At 38.8% G+C, this 24,960-nt stretch carries 24 protein-coding genes; 13 read left to right on the top strand and 11 right to left on the bottom strand.

All coding sequences use genetic code 11. The features are described 5' to 3' along the window. Positions 1 to 11: 11 nt before the first annotated feature. The 3 genes from J8L85_RS01285 to J8L85_RS01275 are packed head-to-tail and all read right to left on the bottom strand — an operon-like array spanning position 12 to position 3,090. On the bottom strand, positions 12 to 758 hold the full coding sequence (locus J8L85_RS01285; protein ID WP_211013896.1) for a uroporphyrinogen-III synthase: 747 nt from the start codon (positions 756 to 758) through the stop codon (positions 12 to 14). 8 nt (positions 759 to 766) lie between these two features. Continuing rightward, positions 767 to 1,420, bottom strand: a complete 654-nt coding sequence (locus J8L85_RS01280) for a DUF4271 domain-containing protein (protein ID WP_211013895.1) — start codon at positions 1,418 to 1,420, stop codon at positions 767 to 769. Beyond that, entirely contained in the window at positions 1,420 to 3,090 is a 1,671-nt protein-coding gene (locus tag J8L85_RS01275; protein ID WP_211013894.1) for a glycosyltransferase family 39 protein, read from the bottom strand. Before J8L85_RS01275 ends, J8L85_RS01280 begins: the two co-directional genes overlap by 1 nt. A gap of 131 nt (positions 3,091 to 3,221) precedes the next feature. Between J8L85_RS01275 and J8L85_RS01270 the strand changes: the two genes are divergently transcribed. From J8L85_RS01270 to J8L85_RS01260, 3 genes are read left to right on the top strand one after another with little or no spacing between them, the layout of a single operon-like run. Then, on the top strand, positions 3,222 to 3,950 hold the full coding sequence (locus J8L85_RS01270; RefSeq protein ID WP_211013893.1) for a polyprenol monophosphomannose synthase: 729 nt from the start codon (positions 3,222 to 3,224) through the stop codon (positions 3,948 to 3,950). Positions 3,951 to 3,952: 2 nt separating this feature from the next. Beyond that, a complete protein-coding gene (locus J8L85_RS01265; protein WP_211013892.1) occupies positions 3,953 to 5,287 on the top strand; it encodes a dihydroorotase in 1,335 nt (444 codons plus the stop codon). Then, positions 5,284 to 5,727 (top strand): DUF4296 domain-containing protein, encoded by a 444-nt coding sequence (locus tag J8L85_RS01260; protein WP_211013891.1) that lies wholly within the window; start codon positions 5,284 to 5,286, stop codon positions 5,725 to 5,727. Before J8L85_RS01265 ends, J8L85_RS01260 begins: the two co-directional genes overlap by 4 nt. Here J8L85_RS01260 and J8L85_RS01255 read toward each other — a convergent pair. Then, the gene (locus J8L85_RS01255; protein ID WP_211013890.1) at positions 5,699 to 6,715 is read right to left on the bottom strand and encodes an NAD-dependent epimerase/dehydratase family protein; all 1,017 of its coding nucleotides are present in this window, start codon (positions 6,713 to 6,715) and stop codon (positions 5,699 to 5,701) included. The genes J8L85_RS01260 and J8L85_RS01255 overlap by 29 nt on opposite strands. A 106-nt stretch (positions 6,716 to 6,821) precedes the next feature. On the opposite strand from J8L85_RS01255, the gene tyrS reads away from it, so the two are divergent. The 4 genes from tyrS (at position 6,822) to J8L85_RS01235 (ending at position 9,665) form a co-directional block, all read left to right on the top strand. Further along, positions 6,822 to 8,120: a tyrosine--tRNA ligase gene (tyrS, locus tag J8L85_RS01250; RefSeq protein ID WP_211013889.1), complete on the top strand. Its 1,299-nt coding sequence runs from the start codon at positions 6,822 to 6,824 to the stop codon at positions 8,118 to 8,120. 41 nt (positions 8,121 to 8,161) lie between these two features. Further along, positions 8,162 to 8,551 carry a hypothetical protein gene (locus J8L85_RS01245; protein WP_211013888.1) on the top strand — a complete coding sequence of 130 codons (390 nt, stop codon included), beginning with the start codon at positions 8,162 to 8,164 and terminating at the stop codon, positions 8,549 to 8,551. A 62-nt stretch (positions 8,552 to 8,613) separates the two neighbouring features. Further along, complete coding sequence (locus J8L85_RS01240; protein WP_211013887.1) at positions 8,614 to 9,147, top strand: hypothetical protein; 534 nt, start codon at positions 8,614 to 8,616, stop codon at positions 9,145 to 9,147. A gap of 71 nt (positions 9,148 to 9,218) precedes the next feature. Further along, entirely contained in the window at positions 9,219 to 9,665 is a 447-nt protein-coding gene (locus tag J8L85_RS01235) for a hypothetical protein (RefSeq protein WP_211013886.1), read from the top strand. Here J8L85_RS01235 and J8L85_RS01230 read toward each other — a convergent pair. From J8L85_RS01230 to J8L85_RS01210, 5 genes are all read right to left on the bottom strand, one after another. Continuing rightward, on the bottom strand, positions 9,662 to 10,639 hold the full coding sequence (locus J8L85_RS01230; RefSeq protein ID WP_211013885.1) for an acyl transferase: 978 nt from the start codon (positions 10,637 to 10,639) through the stop codon (positions 9,662 to 9,664). The two genes, J8L85_RS01235 and J8L85_RS01230, sit on opposite strands and share 4 nt — an antisense overlap. Positions 10,640 to 10,734: 95 nt before the next feature. Further along, the gene (locus tag J8L85_RS01225) at positions 10,735 to 11,058 is read right to left on the bottom strand and encodes a T9SS type A sorting domain-containing protein (protein ID WP_211013884.1); all 324 of its coding nucleotides are present in this window, start codon (positions 11,056 to 11,058) and stop codon (positions 10,735 to 10,737) included. A gap of 166 nt (positions 11,059 to 11,224) precedes the next feature. After that, the gene (locus tag J8L85_RS01220; protein ID WP_211013883.1) at positions 11,225 to 11,533 is read right to left on the bottom strand and encodes a T9SS type A sorting domain-containing protein; all 309 of its coding nucleotides are present in this window, start codon (positions 11,531 to 11,533) and stop codon (positions 11,225 to 11,227) included. Between the two features lie 148 nt (positions 11,534 to 11,681). Next, positions 11,682 to 14,504 carry a TonB-dependent receptor gene (locus tag J8L85_RS01215; protein WP_211013882.1) on the bottom strand — a complete coding sequence of 941 codons (2,823 nt, stop codon included), beginning with the start codon at positions 14,502 to 14,504 and terminating at the stop codon, positions 11,682 to 11,684. Positions 14,505 to 14,606: 102 nt separating this feature from the next. After that, entirely contained in the window at positions 14,607 to 16,979 is a 2,373-nt protein-coding gene (locus J8L85_RS01210) for a hypothetical protein (RefSeq protein WP_211013881.1), read from the bottom strand. 226 nt (positions 16,980 to 17,205) lie between these two features. Between J8L85_RS01210 and J8L85_RS01205 the strand changes: the two genes are divergently transcribed. From J8L85_RS01205 to J8L85_RS01185, 5 genes are read left to right on the top strand one after another with little or no spacing between them, the layout of a single operon-like run. Then, a complete protein-coding gene (locus J8L85_RS01205) occupies positions 17,206 to 17,892 on the top strand; it encodes a response regulator transcription factor (protein WP_211013880.1) in 687 nt (228 codons plus the stop codon). Then, positions 17,892 to 18,953, top strand: coding sequence for an ATP-binding protein (locus J8L85_RS01200; RefSeq protein ID WP_211013879.1), 1,062 nt, complete (start codon positions 17,892 to 17,894; stop codon positions 18,951 to 18,953). The genes J8L85_RS01205 and J8L85_RS01200 overlap by 1 nt, the downstream gene beginning before the upstream one ends. 54 nt (positions 18,954 to 19,007) lie before the next feature. Next, positions 19,008 to 19,676: a tRNA (guanosine(46)-N7)-methyltransferase TrmB gene (gene trmB / locus J8L85_RS01195; RefSeq protein ID WP_211013878.1), complete on the top strand. Its 669-nt coding sequence runs from the start codon at positions 19,008 to 19,010 to the stop codon at positions 19,674 to 19,676. A 4-nt stretch (positions 19,677 to 19,680) separates the two neighbouring features. Then, positions 19,681 to 20,310 carry a LysE family transporter gene (locus J8L85_RS01190; protein ID WP_211013877.1) on the top strand — a complete coding sequence of 210 codons (630 nt, stop codon included), beginning with the start codon at positions 19,681 to 19,683 and terminating at the stop codon, positions 20,308 to 20,310. An 11-nt stretch (positions 20,311 to 20,321) separates the two neighbouring features. Then, positions 20,322 to 20,654, top strand: a complete 333-nt coding sequence (locus tag J8L85_RS01185) for an MGMT family protein (RefSeq protein ID WP_211013876.1) — start codon at positions 20,322 to 20,324, stop codon at positions 20,652 to 20,654. A gap of 27 nt (positions 20,655 to 20,681) precedes the next feature. Here the strand turns inward: J8L85_RS01185 and J8L85_RS01180 are convergent, their stop codons facing one another. Continuing rightward, positions 20,682 to 22,028, bottom strand: a complete 1,347-nt coding sequence (locus tag J8L85_RS01180; protein ID WP_211013875.1) for an ATP-binding protein — start codon at positions 22,026 to 22,028, stop codon at positions 20,682 to 20,684. Further along, on the bottom strand, positions 22,028 to 23,392 hold the full coding sequence (locus J8L85_RS01175; RefSeq protein WP_211013874.1) for a sigma-54 dependent transcriptional regulator: 1,365 nt from the start codon (positions 23,390 to 23,392) through the stop codon (positions 22,028 to 22,030). The genes J8L85_RS01180 and J8L85_RS01175 overlap by 1 nt, the downstream gene beginning before the upstream one ends. Before the next feature lie 210 nt (positions 23,393 to 23,602). On the opposite strand from J8L85_RS01175, the gene J8L85_RS01170 reads away from it, so the two are divergent. Further along, on the top strand, positions 23,603 to 24,949 hold the full coding sequence (locus J8L85_RS01170; RefSeq protein WP_211013873.1) for a TolC family protein: 1,347 nt from the start codon (positions 23,603 to 23,605) through the stop codon (positions 24,947 to 24,949). Positions 24,950 to 24,960: the final 11 nt, after the last annotated feature.

Raw genomic sequence — 24,960 nt, 5'->3', positions numbered from 1 at the left:
ACAACCAGATGTTATTGTTTGTTTACACTGGTAATATACTTTTGCAATGCCATTGTCATAGATGGCGTTTCTGGTGTTGGGGCCTTAATGTCTATTCTTAGGCCTGCTCCCGTAGCGGCTTTGACCGTTGAATTTCCGAAAACAGCTATCCTAGTGTCATTTTGTTCGAAATCAGGAAAATTGTGCAGTAGCGATTCTATGCCCGATGGACTAAAAAACACAAGTATGTCGTAATAAACATCGCGTAAATCCGACAGGTCGCTGATTACGGTTTTGTAGAAAATACCTCGTTTCCAGTTAATGTCCAATTCGTCCAAAGTTTTAGGAACTTCTGGTTTTAAAACATCTGAAGAAGGAAGTAGAAACTTTTCGTCCTTATATTTCTTGATCAACGGAACTAAATCAGAAAAGAGTCTTTTGCCAACGTAGATTTTACGTTTTCTATAAACTACATATTTCTGAAGATAGTATGCAACTGCCTCTGACTGGCAAAAATACTTCATGCTGTCCGGAACCTTAAATCGCATTTCTTCGGCCAGTCTGAAAAAATGGTCAACTGCATTACGACTTGTGAGGATAATTGCAGTGTGTTCTTTTAAATCGATCTTTTGTTGGCGAACACTTTTCGCATCAACGCCTTCAACATGAATAAAAGGTCTAAAATCAACCTTTACTTTTTCTTTGTCAATAAGCCTGGAATAGGGAGAATTTTCCATTTTTGGCTCAGGTTGAGAGACCAAAATAGTTTTTACTTTCATATGGTACTCTATTTTAGAAAGCTTCCCATTATAATAAGGGGTGCAATTTCGAGAGTGCAAAGGTACAAAATAAAATAGAAAAAGTAAGAGGCTATGAATTTTTGGTGAACTTTAATAACTGTGATCCAGCCAATAATGTTTATAATTAAAAATAGAGTTGCGGCTATATAGACCAATATGAGGGAATCTTTAAAAACAAAACTCAATAAAATATTGGCGATAAACAGTACTAGGCTACCGTAGTTTAGGTACGAAATTTTTTTAAAAACAAACTCGTTGGTCAGGTTATAGGCGTCAAAAATAAAGCCATTTATTAACTGTAGCGAAATCTTTAAAACCAAAAAAAGAAAAATTGCCGCCAGTATAATCAGAAATATAAATTCAGGGTCTTTCGTTTCTGGTTTTATGTATGCCTTCCACGAAAGAAAGATGAACATAGAAGTATTTATTATTTGAAATATCGTTAGAAGAATATGAAACCAGTTGAACAACTTTTCTTTTTTGTTGTACATGAGAATGTACTTGTTGTTGAAAGGTAAGATCATAAAGTTCAAAAAACGCGAATAGAATAGGGTTTTAGCGGCGATAAGTAGTAATAGGCTACCAAAAATTATCAGGGTAATCCAATCGGCGTTTTCCGTTATTCTGGTAATAGGTTCCATTATTCTACTGGTATGGGTTTTCCATTGAGTCCGGAATATAGATTATTTTCAGAGATTACAATCCTGATGTAGCCAACATTCTCATTTTTTGGCATAGGTACTTTTATGTTAAATTTCGTAGTGTCCTTTGCCTTGAGCACGGTTACATTTGGTTCAGAGGTGAGGGGTTGTACCGGTTTTAGATTCATGGTGTTCTTATAATGGTCCAAATAGGCAACAGAGAACTTTAGTCTAGATAGTTCAATATCAAAATCATATGGGTTTATGACCTTTAGCGAATAGTCTTCTTTGTTCGATGAAATTTTGTCTACATCAAGAACACACTCTAGTTTTCGATACGAATTAAAATTTGAAATATACTTGCCCTTATAGGCTTGGCCATTGGCTTTCGTAAAAGAAAAAGTTCCTTTATTAGTATATTTAGATATGTAAGCTACCTTTTTGCCTCTCATCCGTTCTTCTGAATCATCAATGGAATATTGATTTTTCCGGTACATTATGTTGTTCAAGGAAAATGTAGGGATGCCGTTGGAATAAAATGCGTACATGGGCGCGTTACGATATGAGTTTTCAAACACAACGGGAATGTCACCCACTTCTTCGCGAATTTTATTTACCCATTCTTTATTTCCATGACTTTCGTAATAAAAATTGAAAAGTAAAGGTTGGTACACGAGTCCGGCTCGTAAATAGAGTATTAAAACGGCATTTACAAGCCCAAGTCTTATAATCCATTTTAAGGTCTTTTTGTTCTGCAACATAAAGTTGTAGACGATTACTACCAACGGAATGCATATAATAATGATCCATTGAGTCTGTACCCTTCTGTTGAAACTAGAAATGAAAAAGAATATGATAACGCCGTACGTTAAGAACAAAAGAGCTCTTTTAAAAAGGTCGGTAGACCTGGTCTTAAACAGGGCATAGTATATAAACGGAAAGGTAAATCCGAAAATTGATATAAGGTTTACGAAGAACCCTAACGTATATTTTTCAAATTGATATGCATCGTTGGGGCGTTCGTACAGGTGGTATTTTATACTTACGTAATCGTTTGCGTACAACCAATAAAAATGAGGAGCGTAGCATAACAGTGCAATTAGTACCGATGCCCATGCATATTTGTTCTTAACTAGCTTTAAATTGGAGAGTAGAACAAATAAAATTACCAATACGGCATGGTATTTACTGTACATTAAACAGGCCATTAAAACTCCCAAGACAATAGTGGTACTCCAATCCGATTTTTTCAAAAAACGCTTGTAGGCCAACAAAAAACAAGAAGTGAAGAATAACAAAGGAGTGTCGGGCAAAGTAAAAAAACCATAGGCATTTAACAATGTCATGGAAAACACCAATAAGAAAAAATGAGGTATGTACTGGTTCTTTTTAGGGTTGTCTATTAGCGACCATAGTACAATTAGGTTGGCTGAAGAAAGTACACAGCTCATAAACCGTACGCCCAATTCCCCATTAAAAAATAAACTGCTGATCTTTATGAGCAATGCAACCATTGGGGGATGGTCAAAATAACCCCAAGCCATGTTCTGGCTATAGTACCAATAGTAGGCTTCGTCAAAAATTAGCTCCGTAAACGAAGACTGAATTAGGTTTAGAATAAAAAAAGCAGCAAGAAAATAATAAAATTGCTTGGGAAATTTTTTAAACATTCTTGTTATTTATTCGGGCAAAATTACGAATTATAGGCATTATCTATTTTTAAAAAAAATCATAAAGCCTGTAACGACAGTTTTTTCACCATTTTTAAAACATTACTTTTGTGGAAATTTAGCTTTCTTCTATGTCCAACAGTGTTGTGATTATTCCTACTTACAATGAAATTGAGAATATTGATTCGATTATTAGAGCAGTTTTTCAATTACCAAAGAGTTTTCACATATTGGTCGTAGATGACAATTCTCCGGATGGTACCGGTGACATTGTAAAGAAATTACAAGAAGAATTCCCCGGACAACTTTTTTTAGAAGTAAGGAAAGAGAAATCGGGACTGGGAACCGCTTATATTCATGGATTTAAATGGGCCATTGATAAAAAATATGATTATATTTTTGAAATGGATGCGGATTTTTCCCATAACCCAACCGACCTTCTGAGGTTGTTGAAAGCCTGTGAGAACGGAGCGGATGTTTCAGTAGGGTCCAGATATAAAAAGGGAGTGAATGTTGTAGACTGGCCATTGCATAGGGTGTTGTTGTCATACGGGGCGTCTTTTTACGTAAAAATGATTACCGGTATGCGTGTTCATGATCCTACGGCCGGTTTTGTGTGCTATAGAAGGCATGTTCTAGAGAATATAAATTTAGATTCGGTACGCTTTGTTGGTTATGCGTTTCAAATAGAAATGAAATTTAGGGCGTATTTAAAAAAATATAAAATAGAAGAAGTCTCCATTATATTTAGAGATAGGGTCAAGGGTAAATCAAAAATGAGTTCCAGCATTATCAGTGAGGCCATTTGGGGTGTCTTGGCAATGAAGCTGCGCAGTCTTTTTCAAAAAAACAAATTTTAGCCATGGGTAGAATTCTACTAAAAAACGGAAAAGCTGTCAACGAAGGAACTATTGTAGAGACCGATATTCTTTTAGAGGGCGATCATATTTTAAAGATCGATAAAGATATTTCCGATGCTTCGGCGACGGTCATAGATATCGAAGGAAAATATATTTTACCCGGTGTAATCGACGATCAGGTTCATTTTAGGGAACCAGGTTTAACACATAAGGGCAATATTGCATCTGAGAGTAGGGCGGCAGTGGCCGGTGGCATAACCACGTTTATGGAACAGCCCAATACCAATCCGCAAACTACGACCATCGAAAAATTGGAAGCGAAATTTTCAATTGCCAAAGAATCGTCTTTTGCCAATTATTCTTTCTTGTTTGGTGGTACCAATGATAATCTGGAAGAATTAAAGCGTTTGGACAAGAATGCTTGTTCGGGAATAAAACTCTTTTTAGGGTCGTCGACCGGAAATATGTTGGTGGACGACGAGGTCGTTATAGAAAATATTTTTAAGAGTACCGAAATGGTGATTTCGGCGCATTGTGAGGACGAGACCACGATTCGCGAGAACCTAGAAGAATATAGATCAAAATATGGCGAAGATATTCCTGTGGAGTATCACCCGTTGATCAGGAGCGAAGAAGCATGTTACCTGTCCTCGTCCAGGGCTATTGAGTTGGCTAAAAAGACAGGTGCCAGGTTACATGTGTTTCATCTTTCTACCGGAAAGGAAACCAGTTTGTTCAGGAACGATATTCCGTTGAAGGAAAAGAAAATAACGGCAGAGGCCTGTATTCATCATTTATGGTTTTCCGATGCCGATTATAAAGAGAAGGGTACTTTGATAAAATGGAACCCGGCGGTTAAAACATCTAATGACAGAGAAACTCTTTGGCAGGCGTTGTTAGATGATAGAATAGATGTAATAGCTACCGATCACGCCCCACATTTGCTATCAGAGAAAGAAAATGTATATACCAAGGCACCTAGTGGTGGGCCCTTGGTGCAACATGCCTTGCCCGCAATGTTGGAAAAACATTTGGAAGGTGTACTAAGTCTGGAGAAGATAGTTGAAAAGATGTGCCATAACCCGGCCATATTGTTTCAAATTGAAAAACGAGGCTATATAAGAGAGGGGTATTTTGCAGATTTGACGGTAGTGGACCTAGAGGCCTCTTGGAAAGTTTCTAAAGATAATATCGCATATAAATGTGGCTGGTCGCCGTTTGAGGGCACTCGTTTTAGGGCAGGCGTAAGCCATACTTTTGTAAATGGGCACTTGGCGTATGAAAATGGAACTTATTCAGAAAAGAAAAATGCAAAAAGACTAACTTTTAATAGATGAAAAAGTTCGTAACCTTGTTATCGGTACTATTGGTTGTCTTCTATTCTTGCGGAGAAAAATTGATGGACAAACCTGAAAATCTGATTCCTAAAAATGAAATGGTGCTTATTTTAAAGGATATGGCCATTCTAAATGCCGCAAAAAGCACCAATATGGGTATTTTAAAGGATCACGAAATAGAACCGACCGCCTATATTTTTGAAAAATACAAAATAGACAGTATCCAATTTGTAGAAAGTGACCGTTATTATGCTTCCTTGCCGGTGGAGTATGAGTCTATATACACTGAGGTCGAATCTCTTTTAGATGAGCAGAAAACCATAATGGAAGAAAAGAAAAAAATAAAGGATAGTTTGGATCTGGTAGGGAAAAAGAACAATCTTCCAAAGAACGATAGTATAAAATCTTCCCCTAATTTGAAGAAAGACACTCGTCAATAAATTTTTCAGAACTGAACTTTATTATATTTTGAAGTGGTTCAAACTCAAAATGTAAGGTGTTCTTTATTTTATCGCTATTATAAATTTCTGGGTGTTGAAGAGAGTAAATAGCGTTTTTTGTAATCGTTCGTGGATTGCCCGTAAATAAACTTTTAATAAAATCGAAGTACCTTCCTATGTGCAATTGCCATATTTTAAGTTCTTTGGTAGGAGGTTTTTTTCCTATATGGTGTGCTATTTTTTCTAAAATCTGTTGGTAGGTAAGATTTTCTGCCACTAAGATAAATCGTTCGTTGGTTACCGTAGATTCCATCAGTTTTATCATAATGTTCACCACATCCGCTACGGCCACAAAACCGGTACCGCCCGGAGGGTAAAAAGAGTAGCCTTTGTTTGCCGTACCAAAAAGTTTGCCGCTCCCAGAACTCCAAAAACCGGGGCCTATGATTACGCCCGGGTTAATGATTACAACGGGTAGGCTTTCTTGCGATCCCCTCCAAACTTCCATTTCTGCACCTCGTTTTGTAAGCGCATATACATTGCTGTGTTGCCCTGTCCATTCATTGTTCTCGGTAGCTTCCTTACCAAGTGTGCTTCGGCCTATGGTACCAATGCTGCTTACATGACATAATTTTCTGATATTATGCTGAAGGCATAGGTTTACAATATTGGCAGTGCCTTCCTCATTTATTTTTTTCAATTTTTTAAAATCACGGGGGTCAAAAGATATAAGTGCCGCGGCATGGTATACATAACGTACGTCTTTAAAGGCACTGTCCAATGCAGGAATATCGAGTATATCCGCTTTTATCCAATTAATTTGGTCAAAAAGGGCGTTGGAATCTTTGCTGTAATAAGAAAAAATTTTTTTTACTTCTTGTCGCTTGGCTTCACTTCTATAAATAGCCTTGACCCTGTTTTTGGCCATAACTAAGCTGAACAACAGATGTGCGCCTACCAACCCTGTACTACCGGTAACTAGAACCATAAATCAAATTTAGGAAATACAGATGGATAAATTCATGATTAATTCACGACCATGGGCGGCATTTTTCCTTTTATATTTGCACTTAAATTTAAAATACTCATACGAAATGGCTTCAAATTTTGTCAAAGAATTGGAATGGAGAGGAATGTTGCACGATGCAATGCCAGGTACCGAAGAATATCTTATGGAAGGAATGAAATCTGCTTATGTAGGGATCGATCCTACGGCAGACTCTCTACACATAGGTCATTTGGTGGGTGTAATGATGTTACGCCATTTTCAATTGGCGGGCCATAAGCCCTATGCACTGGTTGGTGGAGCAACGGGTATGATCGGGGATCCTTCGGGAAAGTCTGCCGAAAGAAACCTATTGGACGAAAAGACCTTGAGACATAACCAAGAGGCCTTAAAAAAACAATTGTCGAGGTTTCTTGATTTTGAAAGTGATGCCGATAATGCCGCAGTACTGGTAAATAATTATGATTGGATGAAAGATTTTACCTTTCTAGAGTTCATCAGAGATGTGGGCAAACATATTACGGTCAACTATATGATGGCAAAAGACTCTGTTAAAAAAAGACTTTCTTCAGAAGCAAAGGAAGGAATGTCTTTTACTGAGTTTACCTACCAGTTGGTACAGGGATACGATTTTCTTCACTTGTACAGAAAACATAACTGTACATTGCAGATGGGCGGTAGTGACCAATGGGGGAATATTACTACCGGTACAGAGTTGATAAGAAGAATAGAAGGAGGAAAGGGGTATGCCCTTACCTGCCCATTGATAACCAAGGCAGACGGCACCAAATTTGGAAAAACCGAAGGTGGTAACGTTTGGTTGGATGCCGAAAGAACATCGCCCTATAAATTTTATCAATATTGGTTGAACACTTCTGATCAAGATGCAGAAAAATACATTAAGATATTTACCTTTCTTTCAAAAGAAGAAATAGAGGCGTTGATAGCCCAGCATTCAGAAGCGCCACATATGCGGTTGCTACAGAAAAAGTTGGCCGAGGAAATCACCGTAATGGTGCATTCGCAAGAAGATTTGGACAATGCCGTTAAAGCCAGTGGTATCTTATTTGGAAAATCTACTTCAGAAGATTTAAAAGGATTGGACGAAAAAACCTTTTTGGATATTTTTGAGGGAGTTCCTCAGGCAGAGGTTCCTATGTCCGCTTTGGACGAAGGTATGGATATGATTGCCGCATTGGCCGCACAAACGGGCTTTTTAGGTTCTAATGGTGAAGCAAGAAGAGAATTGAAGCAGAATTCGATATCGGTGAACAAAGAAAAGGTAAAAGAAGATTATCTTATCAAAAAGGACGATTTGATCAATAATAAGTTCGTATTGCTACAACGTGGTAAAAAGAACTATTTTGTATTAAAGGTGAAAAGTTAGGCAACTATTTTTAGCATAAGCCATCTTACGTATAAAATCGTATGAAAAAAATACTACTGATTGTCTTAATGTGTCTTTTCGTGGCCTGTGTTGAGGATGATGACCCTGCCGTGGACGATGTTGCCCTAGAAGGAGAATGGGTTTTATCCGATATTAGGTGTTATTGTTCTTTTGACACGGAAATTGATTTTTCGCAGACCCATATTCTTTTCGATACGGAAGAAGGCTCGCTTACGGTCACTCATAATTCTGAACATAATTTTTTTAAAAAAGAAGGGGTATACTATTATGGTGGACAAGGTTTTATCATGGATTTTGCTGATGATACCGCTTATCAGTTCAATGTGCGGGGCAATCAATTGACACTTGTTTATCTAGATGACCCCGATATTGCCGATGATGAGGTAACTTATTATTTTATTAGACCATAGGTTCCGTATACCTTGTCCAATATAGTTACATTAAGTGCGTTGTGTAACTATAACTATCTACTATGTACAAGAATGTTCTTTTGTTATTGTTTTTTATTATTTGTATCACGGGTTGTGATAAGCTGGACGAACTCACAAAATTCGATATAAACTACAGTCAAAATGTAACCATACCTTCCTCAACGGGTATAGATTTACCTTTTGATGTATTTACCCCGGAGACGGAGACCAACTCAGAATCTAAATTTGAGGTAAATGACACTAGAAAGGATCTTATAGAAGAGATAAAACTTACCGAGTTAGAAATGATAATTATCTCCCCCGATGGTGCCGATTTTAGTTTTCTGAACTCTATAGAGGTTTTTATTTCTGCGGACGGCTTGGAAGAAATTAAAATTGCATCTTTAAACGAAGTTCCAGAAAATTCTGGCAACACCCTTAATCTAGATACGGTAGACACAGATTTAAAGGAGTATATTAAACAGGATGAGTTTATGTTGCGTTTAAATACTGTTACAGACGAACTGTTGAGCTCAGATCATGAATTGGAGGTAAATACCACCTTTTTTGTAGATGCCAAGATATTGGGGCTGTAAAACTTCACGTTTGCTTAACGCAACTATCAAATTATTTTGGTATCTTATAGTTGAATTATTGAAATTCGATTGTGAAAAATATACCATTGATACTATTGGCCGTTTTGGTCCTGTTTGGATGTACGAGCGATGATTTGGTCTTAAAAAAGACCAAATTAAGTTTTACAAGCCAAAAATGGGTGTTGCAACAAATGACGGGTAGTATGGCCGATTCCGTTATCATGGACGATGAAATGGAATGGCAAGAGTATTATATTTTTAATCCTGATGGTTCTTTTTATAAAAGTTCGGTGAGAGACAGTATAGCCATTGAAGCTAGCGGTACGTTTCAAATGGTGGAGTATGACAATGATGAGATAGATTATTTGGAACTTACCTATACCACGGGGCAAGAACTGGCAGGCAGCTGTACGGCTGACAATAAAGAAGAATTGATGTTCATTTCCGATACCTTGATATCAAATACCTGGATGGCCTGCGATGGCCCTGGTCTGTATTACGGTCTGGTAACGGACTAGAGCGCCATTAAATTACAACCTCTAATATCGGAATGGTCGTACCTTCCAAGAATTTCAAATTTTCCAGAATCGTATATTTTCCCCAGATCTTGAGTGGCTATAAAAGAACAAGAATTCTTGTTTGCCAGATCAATTACGTTGATTCCGCCAACTTTGCCGTTCGGTAAAATAGTTAAGGGGTCTTCGGTATCCCTGATCATAATTCTCATCCAAGGCGGGCATTCAAAAAGGCTGTTACCCTTTGAGTAAGCTTGTGAAAGAAGCTCTGTCATTCCGTATTCGGAGTGTATGCTGTCTACACCGAACCCTTGTTGTAGTATCTCGTGCAGTTCTTTTCGTATTAGTTCTTTTCTTCTGCCCTTCATACCACCGGTTTCCATAACAATGGTGTTGTTCAGCTTTAATCGATGTTGTTCACAAAAATCGAGAAGACCAAAAGACACACCGATCAACAAGGTTTTTTCTTGTTGGTCGTTCAAAGCTGTCAAATAATCTTTCAGCTTATCAAAATCGTTAAGAAAAAAGCCACTTTTAGGGTGTTCTGATCGCTTTATTAGATCGTTCACCATATATATTAACGATGATCCCGTACGTTCTAGATACGAAGGCAAAAGAGCTAGTATGCAATAGTCTTTTGGTGATCCGTAGAATTTGGTAAAAGCTTTTAGATAGCTTTCTTCGTATAAAGAAAGGTCCGTTACAAAATGTTTGCTGGTAGTACTTCCTGTGGTACCGCTGCTGGTAAAAGTGACTTCAGGAGTGTTAGTGTCGCTAACGATTTTGTGGTCTTTAAAGAACTGTATGGGTAGAAAGGGAATATCTTTTAAACCCTTGACTTTTTTGGGGTCTACCTTAAGAAGGTCGCAATATTTTCTGTAAACGGTATTATGGGAGTATTGATACAGAAAGGTGTCCAAGGTGATGGACAAGAAATCTTTATCCGAATCAATATTAAAAATATCTTTGTTGTTCATGTATGCTACAAGTTGCAGCAAAGGTACAGAACACTATAGAAATGTGCAGGTAATTATCGTGGTCTTGCAAAGATTTTGGTGCCTGCTAGATAATCCTATTTGACCACTAGTTTTCGGTTGATTGATTTTTGATTTTCGGTAACCTGTACAACATATACACCTGGCGAAAGACGTGAGATATCCAATAATTTGTTTGAAATTCTATCCGTAAGTACCAATTCTCCAAAAACATCATAAATACGGACGGTCTTGAGGCTGTTTTGTTCCGTAGTTATATGGACAATATCGGCTGTAGCTGGATTAGGGTATAGTTTGAAACCGGAAATTTCATCATTTTTCAGGTTTCGAAAATCGATAGAATCTTGTCCGTATACAGAAAGGGTAAGACCCATAAGTAGGATAAAGTAGAGTTTTTTCATTGGGTATTGATTTGGGATCAACACCATAAAAGTATCCATTTGTTATACCATGCACTTAAAAATGTTGTGAACGGCAAAATTTTGTATGTCAATAATTTACGATAGGCATTTCATCGGTTTTATTTACCGATAATCGATTTGGTGATAAAAGGAATAGGGGTGCTAACTATTTGATAATTAGTTTACGAGTAACCATTTTATCCTTTTCAAATACACGTAGTACATATACCCCGGCATCCAAATCTGAAAGACGTAATTCTTTACCCAGAATAGTGGTCTTTAGTACTAGGGTTCCCAAGACATCATAAATCAAGATTTCTTTGGGATTATTAGTGGCGGTAGAAATGTACACCTTACCGTTCGTAACAGGGTTCGGATACATGCTAAAACCTTCTATGTCCCCCTTGTTATGGGTACTTTGCCCATAGCTAAAAGAAAAAAAGAAAAAGAAAATAATCAGGTAAATGTGCTTCATATATAGCTGGTTACAAATGCTATGCCACAAATATAGGAATTATAGTGTCTGAAAGTCAATTGGATACAGTGCTTTCTTGCAATTTTTCGACAAAAGGTGAAAAAGCCCGCTTTGAGCGGGCTTTCTTGATAATAAAAGAAGGTATTTCTTAAAAAGATAGGCTGTAACCTAAAGAAAATGCCATTCCGGGATCTCTATAGGAAGAACGATTGGTGATTCCTCCAAAAGATTCGTACAAACTCTCTCTGGTATCGCCAAGTAGGTTGTTTGCTTTAAAGCTAACTTTAGAACGTTGTTCTTCTCCAAAAGTTTTTGAGATGTTAAAATTTAAGCTGTTGAAGGGTTGTATAAATACATCCGCATTTTGCCCAAAACCAATAATCTCCAATGTTTTTCCTTGAACATTGTAGAATAGTCCGGTTTCAAAACCGCTTTCCCTATTGCTGTAGTTAAGGCCTACGTTTATTAGATAAGGCGATTGCCCTTGTAACTGTCTTGTATCGTCGATAGTTTCACCGTCTCTGGCAAAAATCTGTCTTGTTTCATATTCTTGGTCTTCTCCTTTGGCCATTTCAATTTTAGACTCGATAATAGAAACGTTCAGGTTAAGGCTAAGGTCACTAAGGCCTTCGGAAATAAACCCGAAGTTTTTACGTGCCTCCAATTCAAATCCGAATACATCTGCCGAAGGGGAGTTGCGCGGTGTAATTTGATTTGGTGCTACATTGCTATATGCAACGATTTCGATCGGGTCTTTAAATTTTTTGTAAAAACTACTGAAAGCTACCATTTGTGCCCTGTCGCCAAAAACCTCGAATCTAAAGTCAAAATTATCGATGTAGGTAGGTGTCAGGTCTGTATTACCAATAAAGAGCCTACCTGTTAATAGATCGGTGATCTGTACTACAGAAAGTTCTTTGAAACTTGGTCTTGCCGTAGTTTTAGAATAGGAGACCCTAAAGTTTACGTTTTCTTTAAATCCATAAATTAAGTTAGCGGAAGGAAAGAAATCGAGTTTATCTATGGTTTTTACATTGTCATAAATTTCGGTACCGGTATTGTTCTGTCCTGTAAAGTGGGTAGTAAACTGTTCTGCCCTTACACCGAGGATGGCACGGAATTTCTCAGAAAATTTAAATTCGTTGGATAGATAGCCCGCTATGGTGGTCTGGTCAGAGTCATAACTGTTGGCCGGTTGAAAATTACCTCTAATGTATGCACCCGAATTGCTATCTAGCGTCCATATATTCTCATCGGCCAAAATTGCATTTGGATCACCATTTAGATCTGAGGTCGTAAAATTACGAAAGGCAATGTTGTAGTTCTGTATATCGTACTCTCTTTGTTTGTAACTATAGAGGCCTCCGAACTTGAGCATAGATTTGTTGCCGAACATCTCATAACTTTTCGAAAAATCGATTTTTCCAACGGCATTCACTTCTTCAAGGTCTCTCCAAAGACGTTGTGGAAACCCGGCATCTGAGCTTATAGAGAAACCGTCAGGGTCTATGATGAAAGTGGTTAACCTTACATCTTTGTCCTGTACCTTGGCCAAGGTAGGCGATAGGCTCCACTCGGTAATAAAAGAAGCATCTTCAGAAGTGTGTTTTCCCGAAAGCAGAATGTTTGATACCGAACGTTGGTAATACTCCAAATTATCTTTATTTACATTGATATTGTTGGAAAGTTGTGTTTCTTGATTAAAAAAAGCTGCTTTTGACTCTCCATTTTGAATATGTAACAGGTTTAATTTATATTTTGATTTTCCTGTTTTATAAGATAGTCCGGTCAGTATAGAGGCCAACACATTGTTAGAGCCTAGATCCCCTTGTTGTTTTCTGTCAAAACGTAGCTCATTGACATTGCTATCGGGACTTTTTTGGTAGATACCATTTTCAAAACCCTCATAAAAGGTAGTTGAATTCTTGTAATCTATAGAAGCAATAAAACCAAGTTTGTTGTCTTCGCCTACATTAAACTGATTGCCATAGCTGAAACCTAAACTAAAATCAGGTTTAGAGTTTTTACGTTCCGTAGCCAATGTTTTGTCAAAAGAACGGGTAATAGCTTCTAAACTGCCATTTTCTGCAGAATTGGACGGGTTTGGAATATCAGTATCCTTGGAAATGGGCAAATCTCTCATTCCATCGTCAAAACCTATAAAATCGGTCCCACTACCTTCATAGGAAACATAATTGTCATTAAAATGCATTTTGGGGCTATATCCAACAGATGCCGAAATTGACATTTGTTTCTGGGTAGGAAAATCTTTGGTAACGATATTTACTACACCACCTGTAAAATCGGCAGGTAATTCGGCCGCTGCAGATTTAAGTACTATTATATTTTCTAGAATATTGGTAGGAAAGATATCCATTTGAACGGTATTCTTATCCGGATCTAAACCAGGTATGTCCATTCCGTTCAAAATAGATTTGGTATAACGGTCTCCCAAACCTCTAACAAACACGTATTTTCCATCTTGTACAGATACGCCCGGAACACTTTTAATGGCCGAGGCAATGTTACTTGCACCCGCGGTTTTCATGGCCTCTAGTGATAATCCGTCCATTAAGGTAACCGAATTTTTTTGAAGGTTTAATACGGAAGCCTCCGTGTTTTTGCTTACCGTGGTCGTTACAACTACTTCATCTAACTGCGAAGATGCCGGTTCTAGTGTTACATTTACTTCGACCGTTTTATCGGCTTCGACCACAACACCTGTTATTTCTTTTGAGGTATAACCGAGATAAGAAAAGACAACCGTATAGGTGCCAGGTTCAACCTCTAGAGAGTAGATTCCGTCAAAGTCGGAAGATGCACCTATCGTTGTGCCTTGTATTAAGACATTGGCGAATGGGAGTACATCGTTAAATTCACCGTCCATCATTTTTCCCGATATGGTCCCAGTTTGAGCAAAACACCACTGTGTAAGAACAAAGGAGGTTGCAAAGAGAATTTTTTTCAGCATTTTGTTTAAGTTTATGAGGCTCAATTATTTAATAAAATAGTCCAAAGGCTTATTTCTAAGCCTTTGGACACTATTTTTCTTTGAGTAATTTTTACTGTATTACTATTCTAATTCACTAGAAGCCAAGGCCCATGAAAATACCGATAGATCGGCACCTACACCTTCACTTGCTTCTGTAGCACTTGTAATTGCGGTAGCGTTAGTTGTGAATTTGGTTTCATCTCCGGCGGTATAGTCACCAGCGAAAGTATCGGCTAGTGTAGTTCCTTCAGGAACAACTATTTCCCAGTTAGAGAAGGTGATACGGTCGGCGGCAAGTTCGGTAGCCGAATCCGCACCACTGATCTTTACTGTTGATTCTGCCGCGAAGCCATATGCCAAAACATTGTTTAGGTCGGCGATAAGGCCATCTCTTAGGTCAGCGTACTTACTAGAAGTTCCTGCACCGATAAGGGTAATGTTCTCCATGGTAAAACCGCCTTCTGTGGTGGCACTACCTTCAGGTCCGTCAAGTTCAAGACCTGTACCGGATTCACCGCCCATGACGACTACACCGTTAGAAAGGGTACCGCTCCAAGCCTGGTCGGCATCAAAACCGTCATCACCCTGTGACCATACGATAGCATTGGTAACATCTACGGTTCCACCGAACCATTCGATACCGTCATCTTGGTTGGCAACAACTTCTATGTTTTCTATAACCGTACCGGAACCTACACCGCCAAGGGTAAGACCGTTGATCTCGTTATCCTGCCCGATAGTGATACCACCATGACGGATAGATATGTATTTAAGAATACCGGAGTTGTCGGCAGGATCTGAACCACCGTACTGTCCGTATGCCTCATCGGCGGGCAACCCTTCTATCTGAGCGGTCTCAAGGTCTCCGTTTACTGAGATAGGGGCTTTCCCCAAAACAATGATTCCTCCCCAAAGACCGGTATCTGCAGTACCAAGAGTACCTGTAGTCTCACCTTGTGAGATACCGTCCAATACAGAAGTGAATATAATTGGTTTACTAGCGGTTCCTTCAGCTATTAGCTTAGCTCCTTGGTCGATTACAAGAGCAGAGGCAAGAGACTCAAGTCCTTCTTCACCTTTAACTATGGTACCGGCCTCGATGGTAAGAGTAACACCTTCGTTTACAACTACCCTACCGTCTAATATATATATATTTTCAGCTGTCCAGGTTTCATTTGAGTTGATAACGCCTGTTTTTGTAATACTGATTCCTGTAGGGGTAACGGCGATCGCTTGTTTACTAGCTGCCAAAGTCCATGAGAATACATCAATATCGGCTCCGGTAGTTCCTGTTCCTACGGCAGTGGCATTGTCTGTGAATTTAGTTTCGTCACCTTCGTTATAATCTCCAGCAAAAACGTCTCCGATAACCATTCCCTCAGGAAGAATCATTTCCCAGTTAGAGAAGGTGATACGGTCGGCGGCAAGTTCGGTAGCCGAATCTTCACCACTGATATTTACTGTTGATTCTGCTGCGAAACCATATGCCAAAACATTGTTTAGATTGGCGATAAGTCCATCTCTTAGGTCAGCGTACTTACTAGAAGTTCCTGCACCGATAAGGGTAATGTTCTCCATGGTAAAACCGCCTTCTGTGGTGGCACTACCTTCCGGACCGTCAAGTTCAAGACCTGTACCGGATTCACCGCCCATTACGACCACACCGTTCGATAGGGTACCGCTCCAAGCCTGGTCGGCATCGAAACCGTCATCGCCTTGAGACCAAACCAAAGCATTGGTAACATCTACGGTTCCACCGAACCATTCGATACCGTCATCTTGGTTGGCAACAACTTCTATGTTTTCTATAACCGTACCGGAACCTACACCACCAAGGGTAAGACCGTTGATCTCGTTATCCTGCCCGATAGTGATACCACCATGACGGATAGATATATATTTAAGGATACCAGAGTTGTCGGCAGGATCTGAACCACCGTACTGTCCATAAGACTCATCGGCTGGTAGTCCTTCTATCTGAGCGGTCTCAAGGTCTCCGTTTACAGAGATAGGGGCTTTCCCCAAAATAATGATACCTCCCCAAAGACCGGTGTCGCCGGCCCCAAGAGTACCTGTGGTCTCACCTTGTGAGATGCCGTCCAATACAGAAGTGAATATAATTGGTTTACTAGCGGTTCCTTCAGCTATCAGTTTACCACCTTGGTCAATTACGAGAGCAGAGGCAAGAGACTCAAGTCCTTCTTCACCTTTAACTATGGTACCGGCCTCGATGGTAAGAGTAACACCTTCATCTACAACTACCCTGCCGTCTAGTATATAAATGTTCTCGGCCTCCCATGTTTGGTCTTCTGTTAAAACACCAGTTAGGGTTATTACTTCTCCAGTAGATTCTCCTGGGTCGTCATCCGTTATAATAGGATCATTATCATCACTACTACATGAGACAAGAGCAAATGACGCAATTGTCAATAAAGAGAAAATTAATTTTTTCATTGTGTTACTACTTAGTTTCATTAATTGATTGTTTTGGGCGTTTGTGAAACACCCGTTTGTTGAACACCGCAAAGAAACTGGTAGAAGGTAAATGTGGGGTTATGCCCATATTAAACCTTTATTTTATTAATGTTACCTAAACGTTACTACATTAAATCAACGTTAAGCCACTTTATGGTAATTGGATTATCTGTACTTTTGGTAAAATAACCTCACACTTTAAACCATGAAAAAGAAGGATATTAAGATATTGTTGGTCGATGATGAACCGGATATTCTAGAGATTGTAAGTTATAATCTGTCCGCGGAGGGCTACGAAGTAATCACGGCCAAAAATGGTGCGGACGGTGTTGCAAAAGCCAAAAAAAAGCAGCCCCATCTTATTATATTGGATGTGATGATGCCCGAGATGGATGGTATAGAAGCTTGCGAGATTATGCGCAAAACGCCAGGTCTGGAGCATTCCATTATTACCTTTTTAACGGCTAGGGGAGAAGATTACTCACAGGTTGCCGGTTTTGATGCAGGGGCAGATGATTATATTACGAAACCTATTAAACCAAAAGTTTTGGTAAGTAAGGTAAATGCCTTACTCAGAAGAATGGTAAAAGGTGACGCTCCGCAAGAGGATATAACCAAAGTAGGTGATATTGTTATCAATAGAGAGGAGTACAAGATCGTTAATAAAGGAGAGGAAATAATTTTACCTCGAAAAGAATTTGAACTTTTGGCCTTACTGACGTCAAAACCCAGTAAAGTTTTTAAGCGAGAGGTAATCTTAGACAAAGTATGGGGCAATGAGGTAGTGGTTGGTGGTCGTACCATTGATGTACACATTCGAAAATTACGGGAGAAGATCGGGGAAGACCATTTTAAGACGGTTAAAGGTGTAGGGTATAAGTTTGTTCTTTAATGGCGGTACGTTCAAGAAAATCATACAGGTTTGCCTTTCGTTCGGCATTGTTCATCGGTTTCTTGACTTTTTTGGTTTTTGGAGTGTTACTTTGGCAATTTCAAATGCTAAATTGGCCGTTGTTGGTGTTGGCCACCGTAATTGTTTTTCTAGGGTCTTTTGTTTTCTTACAGTTTCGAATAGAACGTTTTATATACAAGCGTATTCGAAAAATTTACGATGATGTGGCCTTATTGGAGTCCAGTTCTCTTGCTCCCGACCCCATTACCACAGATATGCGTACCCTTACGGCAGAGATCGAAAAATTTGCCCATGACAAAAAAATAGAGATAGACACCTTAAAGATCAGAGAAGAGTATAGAAAAGATTTTTTGGGTAATGTATCCCACGAATTAAAAACACCTTTATTTACGGCACAAGGTTATCTAGAGACACTACTAGACGGTGCCATCGAGGACAAGAATATTAGAAAAAAATACATCTCAAGAGCCAATAAGGCAGTAGATAGACTTATCTATATTGTTAAGGATCTAGATCTGATAACCAAGTTAGAGGTAGGCGAACTTAGCTTACAAAAAAGTGATTTTAATATTATTGAACTGATTCAAAATGTTTTTGACCTTCTTGAAATGAAGGCTGCCAAGAAAAATATTGCATTAACGTTTGATCTTGCGTATGATGAGCCTATTATGGTCTATGCCGATAAAGAAAAAATTCAACAGGTATTGACCAACCTTTTGGTAAACTCCATTAAGTATGGCAATAATAACGGTACTACAGAAGTAAGCGTTGAAAATTTGATCAAGAACAAGGTGATCGTAAGGGTGACCGACAATGGGGAAGGCATTCCGGCACAGCATATTCACCGTTTGTTCGAACGTTTTTATAGGGTAGACCCAAGTGGAAACAGAAAAGAGGGGGGGTCCGGTTTGGGCCTGTCCATCGTTAAGCACGTAATAGAGGCGCACGGCGAAAAGATTTACGTAGAAAGTTCAAAAGACGTAGGTTCTGAATTCTCCTTTACCCTAGAAAAAAGCAAAAGCCAAAATACTGCTACATAACAATAAGTACACTCTGCAATTTTCTTAGATTTGCCATTTTAGAAAGGTACAATTGTGGGAAGTAAAAATAAACTTAAGAGATTTAAGGAAAACGAAACCTTTAAGAATGTCATTCAGCCGACCAGAGAAGAAATTCAAGAAGGTTTTTCGTTAAAAGGTCGTTGGCACGAACATTTTAAAAACGACCATCCAATTGTTTTGGAGTTGGGCTGTGGCAAAGGTGAATATACGGTTGGCCTGGCAAGAAAATACAAGGATAAGAATTTTATTGGTATAGATATTAAAGGCGCCAGGTTTTGGAGAGGAGCAAAAACGGCGTTGGAAGAAAATTTGCCCAACGTTGCTTTTTTAAGAACGCAAATAGAATTGGTAGACCTTTTGTTCGGTGAAAACGAGGTGTCCGAAATATGGATAACCTTTCCGGATCCTCAAATCAAATACAAACGTACCAAGCACAGAATGACCAATAAGGAGTTTTTAAATAAGTATAAAAAAATATTGAACCCTACGGGAACCGTCAATCTAAAAACGGACAGCGAGTTTATGCATGGTTATACCCTAGGTCTTCTGCACGGTCTTGGTCTTGAGGTTATTTATGCCAATCATGATGTATACAAGAACGAGGGGAGTCCTGAAGAAGTTCTTGAAATTCAAACTTTCTATGAAAATCAGTATCTTGAAAAAGGGAAGCCTATAACCTATGTGAAGTTTAGGGTAAACTGATTATATGCAACAGATAATAACTTTGCTCTTTTTTACTTTTGGTGCTGCTTTTTTGGCATCGTTACCACCTGGGCTGCTTAATTTGAATGCCGCTAAAGCCAGTGTGGAAAAAGGAAAAGCGAACGGGGTTATGTTCGGTCTTGGGGTCGCGGTCGCGGTAATGATGCAGACCTATGTGGCCGTTAGGATCGCAAAGTATATATTAAGAAACCAGCATGTTATAGAGGTGCTGTTGCAGATAGCCATCGTATTGTTTTTTGTATTGGCTATTTTCTTTTTTATAAAAGGAAGAAAGCAACGTCATAGAGAAATTGTTTTGGTAGAGGGAAAAAAACGGAACAGCTTTTCCAGGGGCGTTTTTTTGGCACTGATCAATTTATTGGCAATACCGTATTATAGTGGATTGAACACGGTGTTTCACGGGCAAGGTTTTATGACCTATGCCTTGGAGGATGAGATCGTGTTTATACTGGCCGCAGGGGGCGGCACTTTTTTGGCCATGTATCTTTATGTATTCTACTTTGATAAAATGGAACAAAAGACCAGTGCATTCTCAAAAAACAGTAATTATATTTTAAGTGCCTTGATGGTGTTGTTGTTTATAATTACCTGTATAAGATTTTTTAATCATTAGTAAAGAAGACCATGAAGCCTGAAAATGAAAATTTCTTCGAAAAAGTGTATCAGGTAACAAGGTTGATACCCGAAGGCCGCGTAACTTCATACGGGGCCATAGCAAAATATTTGGGGGCCGCCCGCAGTGCAAGAATGGTAGGGTGGGCATTGAACGGTTCTAAAAAAATGGAAGACGTACCTGCCCATAGGGTCGTGAACAAAGCGGGATTGCTAACCGGAAAACATCATTTTGACGGTACCAGTCTAATGCAACAACTATTAGAAAGTGAGGGCGTAGAAGTAATCGATAATCAGATACAGCACTTAGAAAAGTATTTCTGGGATCCCTTTATAGAGTTATAACAAATAGCACTCGCAAAAGTGTATAAACTATTCGAAAGTGAGGGTGAATTTGGTGTTTTCTTGCGATACTACATGAATATTTCCGCCGTGCAATCTCATAATTTGTTTAGATAGGCTCAGCCCAATTCCCGTACCCGTGTTTTTTGTGGTAAAGAAAGGTACAAAGATCTCATTTAACAATTCTGTAGGTATGCCCGGTCCATTATCGTATACTTGAATAAATTTTTTGTTCATCTCATTAATACCCGCAATAAGTCTGACGGTTCCGTTTTCTTGCCCTTCTAAAGATTGTTTGGCGTTCTTTCCGAGGTTCAGAAGCACTTGCGATATTTGTTTTTGGTCCACATAGAGTTCCAAATCCTCGGGAGTAACCAAAATTTCGATTTTTAGATTTTCAGGGTCGGTTTGTTCTAGAAGTAACAGTTTCACCCTTTCAAGTAGTTTGTGGGCAGGAATCAGTTCTTTGTCCGGTTCAGGAACACTTAAAAAGGTACGGTAAGATTCTACAAAACTCATAAGGTCGGATCCTTGGTCTTTTATGACTTCCAGCCCTTTTACGGTATTTTTTAGTTGGTCCTCGTCAAAATCGGAAGGCGCTATTATTACGTTTCCCTTTTTATAGAACCTAAGAATGGATTCTGAAATGGAAGTGATAGGGGTAATCGTATTCATGATCTCATGGGTCAATACCCGTATCAATTTTACCCACGAATCTGTTTCTTTCTGGTCTAGTTCTTTATGAATGTCATGAACCACCACCAACAGTAACTTATCGTTCTCAATAGTAATTGGGGTACATTTTAAACTTAGGTCCCTTTTTTCCCTTTCATTGCCCAATTGGTAAATAGTATTATCGAAAGGCTGTAGGTCTTTGAACAGGTTGTATAGTTCTTGGTCTACCTGAATTAATTGTTTTATATGGTTAAGGGGTCTATAGTTCAATAAATCCTGTACCGTCGGATTGGCAAAAAGAATATGTCCTTTAGCGTTTATAGTGAAAATACCTATATCTGCCTGTTTTAGTATTTCTTGGTAGTATTGTTCTTGTGCCTGTTTTTTAAGATGGATATCTTGGATCATGCTATTGAGCATATTTAGGCTATGATTTAATTCCTCCAAAGATTTTACACTTAATTTTTCTGGAAAGCGTAACGTAAAATCCTCATTTTTTATGGCATCGAAGAAATAGGCTATTTTTCTATTGGTCTGGTTTATATGACTGATCAGGGCAGAAGTTTGGGCGATTATGATCAGTATACCAATGGCACAGACAATGTATTGCCCCTTAAAGAAAAAGTAGGTGGAAGCCACAATGGTCAATACCATGAGCACAATGCGAAAAACCAACTGTAAATAAATGTTACGGCTTACCATTATTTTTCTAACTTTTTTAACTTGTTATATAAGGTTTGCCTAGAAACCCCCAATTGTTCCGCTGCCGCGCTATAATTACCGTTATGCTGGTTTAGGGCATTGGTGATCATCATTAGTTCCATCTCTTCCAATGTGCTTGGCCCATTTTCTATAGAAACGGTACTTTTTATTTCCAACAGGAAATCAGTGGGTTTTAAAACATTACCTTCACAAAGTATTACCGCACGCTCTATGGTGTGCAATAGTTCCCTTACATTTCCGGGCCAACTGTACGACATTAGTTTTTCTTGGGCCGCTTGGTTCATTTTTAAACCTTGTTTTCCATATTTACTGACAAACTTTTTTAAATAAAAATCTGCCAAGACCAGTATATCGTTATCCCTTTCCCTGAGTGGTGGCACTTCTACACGAATGGTATTGATGCGATATAATAGATCTTCCCTAAAAAGTCCGTCCGCCACCATTTTGTCCAAGTTACAATTCGTGGCGCATATTAATCTGATGTTTATGGGTATGGGTTTGTTGGAGCCCACCCGTACAATCACCCTGTTTTGTATGGCGGACAGCAGTTTTGCTTGCATCTGCAATGATAGATTTCCTATCTCATCCAAAAAAAGTGTTCCGCCATTGGCGGCCTCGAATTTTCCTGCGCGGTCTTCCTTCGCATCTGTAAAAGACCCTTTTACATGTCCGAAAAGTTCACTTTCGAACAGGTTTTCAGAAATAGAGCCCATATCTACCGATATAAAAACCTCGTTCTTTCGGATCGATAACTTATGAAGCTCCCTGGCTATCAATTCTTTTCCGGTGCCGTTTTCCCCTGTTACCAAAACATTTACATCTGTTTTAGCCACTTTTTGAACAAGGTTTAGTACCGAATTTAAAGCTTTGGAGTTACCTATGATGTAATTCTTGTTTTGGTTGATTACCTGTTTTAGGTTGTTTTGCTTTTCTTTTAGTTGGGAAACTTCTTTTTTGGTTTTTCTGAGCTCATAGGCAGCTTTTACGGTGGTTAGCAATCGTTCATTGTTCCATGGTTTTAAAATGAAATCGGAGGCTCCTTCCTTAAGGGCCTCTACGGCTAAATCTATAGCACCATAGGCCGTCATCATAATAACGGAGATATGGGGCGCTCTTTTTTTTATTTCCCGTAACCAATACAATCCTTCATTTCCTGTGTTTACCCCGGCCGAAAAATTCATATCCAACAGAATAATATCTATGTTCAAAAAATCGGGAAACGATGTTATCTGGTTCGGGTTAGAGATTGTTTGTACACTTTTATATTCGAACTGTAAAAGAATCTCTAAAGCGCTCAGTACACTTTTATTGTCATCTATAACTAAAATTTTCGCATCGTTCATGATATGAGGTAATTATCAAGTGTCGTAGATAAAGCTACAAATAGAAAGTAACATCAATTGATAGGTGTCAAATATTTTTACAATATCTGTACAAGTATTTTACAGTATACAAAAGAGTGTAAATAATATTATTTTATAAATCGCTGTAAATCAATTATATATATTTATGGCACATTAATAGTAAATAGTTTGGCATACCAATGTTTACGTATGAACCAAAAAATTAAAATATCGTTCTTTTTTCTTCTTGTTCTGGGGGCCAGTCTTAGCGCTCAAGAAAAATGGACACTGGATGCATGTGTTGCTTATGCGCTGCAAAACAATTTACAGCTCAACGATTATGAGTACACCAATCTATCCAATAAAGAAACCTACGCACAATCTATTCGTAACCTGTTGCCAACGATCAATGGGTCTTCTAATTACTATATCAATTTTGGGCGTAGTACCGATCCCTTTACCAATGATATCGTAACCACCGATTTTTTTACCAATAATTATTCGTTGGAATCATCGATAGACTTGTTTCAGGGCTTTCAAAAAATAAATTCGATAAAGGCATCGAAGTTTTTGTACAAGGCCACGCAAGAAGAGGTATTGCAGCAGAAGTTTCTTTTGGCCTTTAGGGTAATGCAGGCCTTTTACGACATTCAGTTTTTTGAAGGTTTGGTGGCTATTTCCCAAGAGCAGTTGGCCGTTTCGAAGTCGAATTATGAGTTGGTGAAAAAACAGATAGAGTTGGGGTTAAAAGCAGGGGCCGACCTTTATGAGGCGGAATCTTTATTGTTGACCGACGAGCTGAACCTTACCCAGAGCAAAAATAAGTTGGCTACAGCTAAACTTACATTGATTCAAGAAATGAACCTGGAAAACACTTCCGACATCGATATTCAAGAATCGTTGGAGGATGTTTCGTTTGATTTTGATAAGGAGGAAATTAAATCGGATTCGGTTTATAGTGAAGCCAGGGATTTTCTTCCGTTGATAAAGGCCCAGGAGCTAAGGACCAAAGCGGCCAAAAAACAACTGGCCGTGTCACGTGGTAAACTGTACCCGTCCCTATCCCTTTTTGCAGGTGTAGGTACTGGATACTTCGAGACCACACGCGATACCATGGGGAAAACATTGCCCTTTAGGGAGCAATTTAGGGACAACACTTCGCAATATATAGGTGTTAGCCTTAGTGTTCCCATAAGCAATGGTGGGTCGGCATGGTCTAACATAAAACAGGCCAAGATAGAAAAGCTGAGGGCGGAGAATAATTTAAAGACCCAAGAGCAAGTCCTTTTTCAGACCATCCGGCAATTGGTGCAAGATTACAATTCGCTATTGGTAGAATTGGCGCAGAGCGATAAAAAGGTAGAGGCACAAAACTTGGCCTTTACCATTGCGCAAAAACGATACGAAAAAGGTTTGGTCAGCGCCTTGGAACTCTTTACGGCGAAAAATTTGTTCGCCAGTGCCCAGAACGAGAATTTACAAGTACGACTTAAAGCGGAAATAAATAAAAGCACCTTGGACTTTTATAGAGGGCTTCCTGTGTTTAACATAAATTAGAGATAGATCAA

Source organism: Maribacter sp. MMG018 (assembly GCF_018100785.1).
Lineage (GTDB): Bacteria > Bacteroidota > Bacteroidia > Flavobacteriales > Flavobacteriaceae > Maribacter.
This window is presented reverse-complemented; position numbering and strand designations above follow the sequence as displayed.

Bases quoted from the DNA above. Each gene is read 5' to 3' on its own strand.
- J8L85_RS01285 (WP_211013896.1), bottom strand. From the start codon at position 758: ATGAAAGTAAAAACTATTTTGGTCTCTCAACCTGAGCCAAAAATGGAA.
- J8L85_RS01280 (WP_211013895.1), bottom strand. From the start codon at position 1,420: ATGGAACCTATTACCAGAATAACGGAAAACGCCGATTGGATTACCCTG.
- J8L85_RS01275 (WP_211013894.1), bottom strand. From the start codon at position 3,090: ATGTTTAAAAAATTTCCCAAGCAATTTTATTATTTTCTTGCTGCTTTT.
- J8L85_RS01270 (WP_211013893.1), top strand. From the start codon at position 3,222: ATGTCCAACAGTGTTGTGATTATTCCTACTTACAATGAAATTGAGAAT.
- J8L85_RS01265 (WP_211013892.1), top strand. From the start codon at position 3,953: ATGGGTAGAATTCTACTAAAAAACGGAAAAGCTGTCAACGAAGGAACT.
- J8L85_RS01260 (WP_211013891.1), top strand. From the start codon at position 5,284: ATGAAAAAGTTCGTAACCTTGTTATCGGTACTATTGGTTGTCTTCTAT.
- J8L85_RS01255 (WP_211013890.1), bottom strand. From the start codon at position 6,715: ATGGTTCTAGTTACCGGTAGTACAGGGTTGGTAGGCGCACATCTGTTG.
- tyrS (WP_211013889.1), top strand. From the start codon at position 6,822: ATGGCTTCAAATTTTGTCAAAGAATTGGAATGGAGAGGAATGTTGCAC.
- J8L85_RS01245 (WP_211013888.1), top strand. From the start codon at position 8,162: ATGAAAAAAATACTACTGATTGTCTTAATGTGTCTTTTCGTGGCCTGT.
- J8L85_RS01240 (WP_211013887.1), top strand. From the start codon at position 8,614: ATGTACAAGAATGTTCTTTTGTTATTGTTTTTTATTATTTGTATCACG.
- J8L85_RS01230 (WP_211013885.1), bottom strand. From the start codon at position 10,639: ATGAACAACAAAGATATTTTTAATATTGATTCGGATAAAGATTTCTTG.
- J8L85_RS01225 (WP_211013884.1), bottom strand. From the start codon at position 11,058: ATGAAAAAACTCTACTTTATCCTACTTATGGGTCTTACCCTTTCTGTA.
- J8L85_RS01220 (WP_211013883.1), bottom strand. From the start codon at position 11,533: ATGAAGCACATTTACCTGATTATTTTCTTTTTCTTTTTTTCTTTTAGC.
- J8L85_RS01215 (WP_211013882.1), bottom strand. From the start codon at position 14,504: ATGCTGAAAAAAATTCTCTTTGCAACCTCCTTTGTTCTTACACAGTGG.
- J8L85_RS01210 (WP_211013881.1), bottom strand. From the start codon at position 16,979: ATGAAAAAATTAATTTTCTCTTTATTGACAATTGCGTCATTTGCTCTT.
- J8L85_RS01205 (WP_211013880.1), top strand. From the start codon at position 17,206: ATGAAAAAGAAGGATATTAAGATATTGTTGGTCGATGATGAACCGGAT.
- J8L85_RS01200 (WP_211013879.1), top strand. From the start codon at position 17,892: ATGGCGGTACGTTCAAGAAAATCATACAGGTTTGCCTTTCGTTCGGCA.
- J8L85_RS01190 (WP_211013877.1), top strand. From the start codon at position 19,681: ATGCAACAGATAATAACTTTGCTCTTTTTTACTTTTGGTGCTGCTTTT.
- J8L85_RS01185 (WP_211013876.1), top strand. From the start codon at position 20,322: ATGAAGCCTGAAAATGAAAATTTCTTCGAAAAAGTGTATCAGGTAACA.
- J8L85_RS01180 (WP_211013875.1), bottom strand. From the start codon at position 22,028: ATGGTAAGCCGTAACATTTATTTACAGTTGGTTTTTCGCATTGTGCTC.
- J8L85_RS01175 (WP_211013874.1), bottom strand. From the start codon at position 23,392: ATGAACGATGCGAAAATTTTAGTTATAGATGACAATAAAAGTGTACTG.
- J8L85_RS01170 (WP_211013873.1), top strand. From the start codon at position 23,603: ATGAACCAAAAAATTAAAATATCGTTCTTTTTTCTTCTTGTTCTGGGG.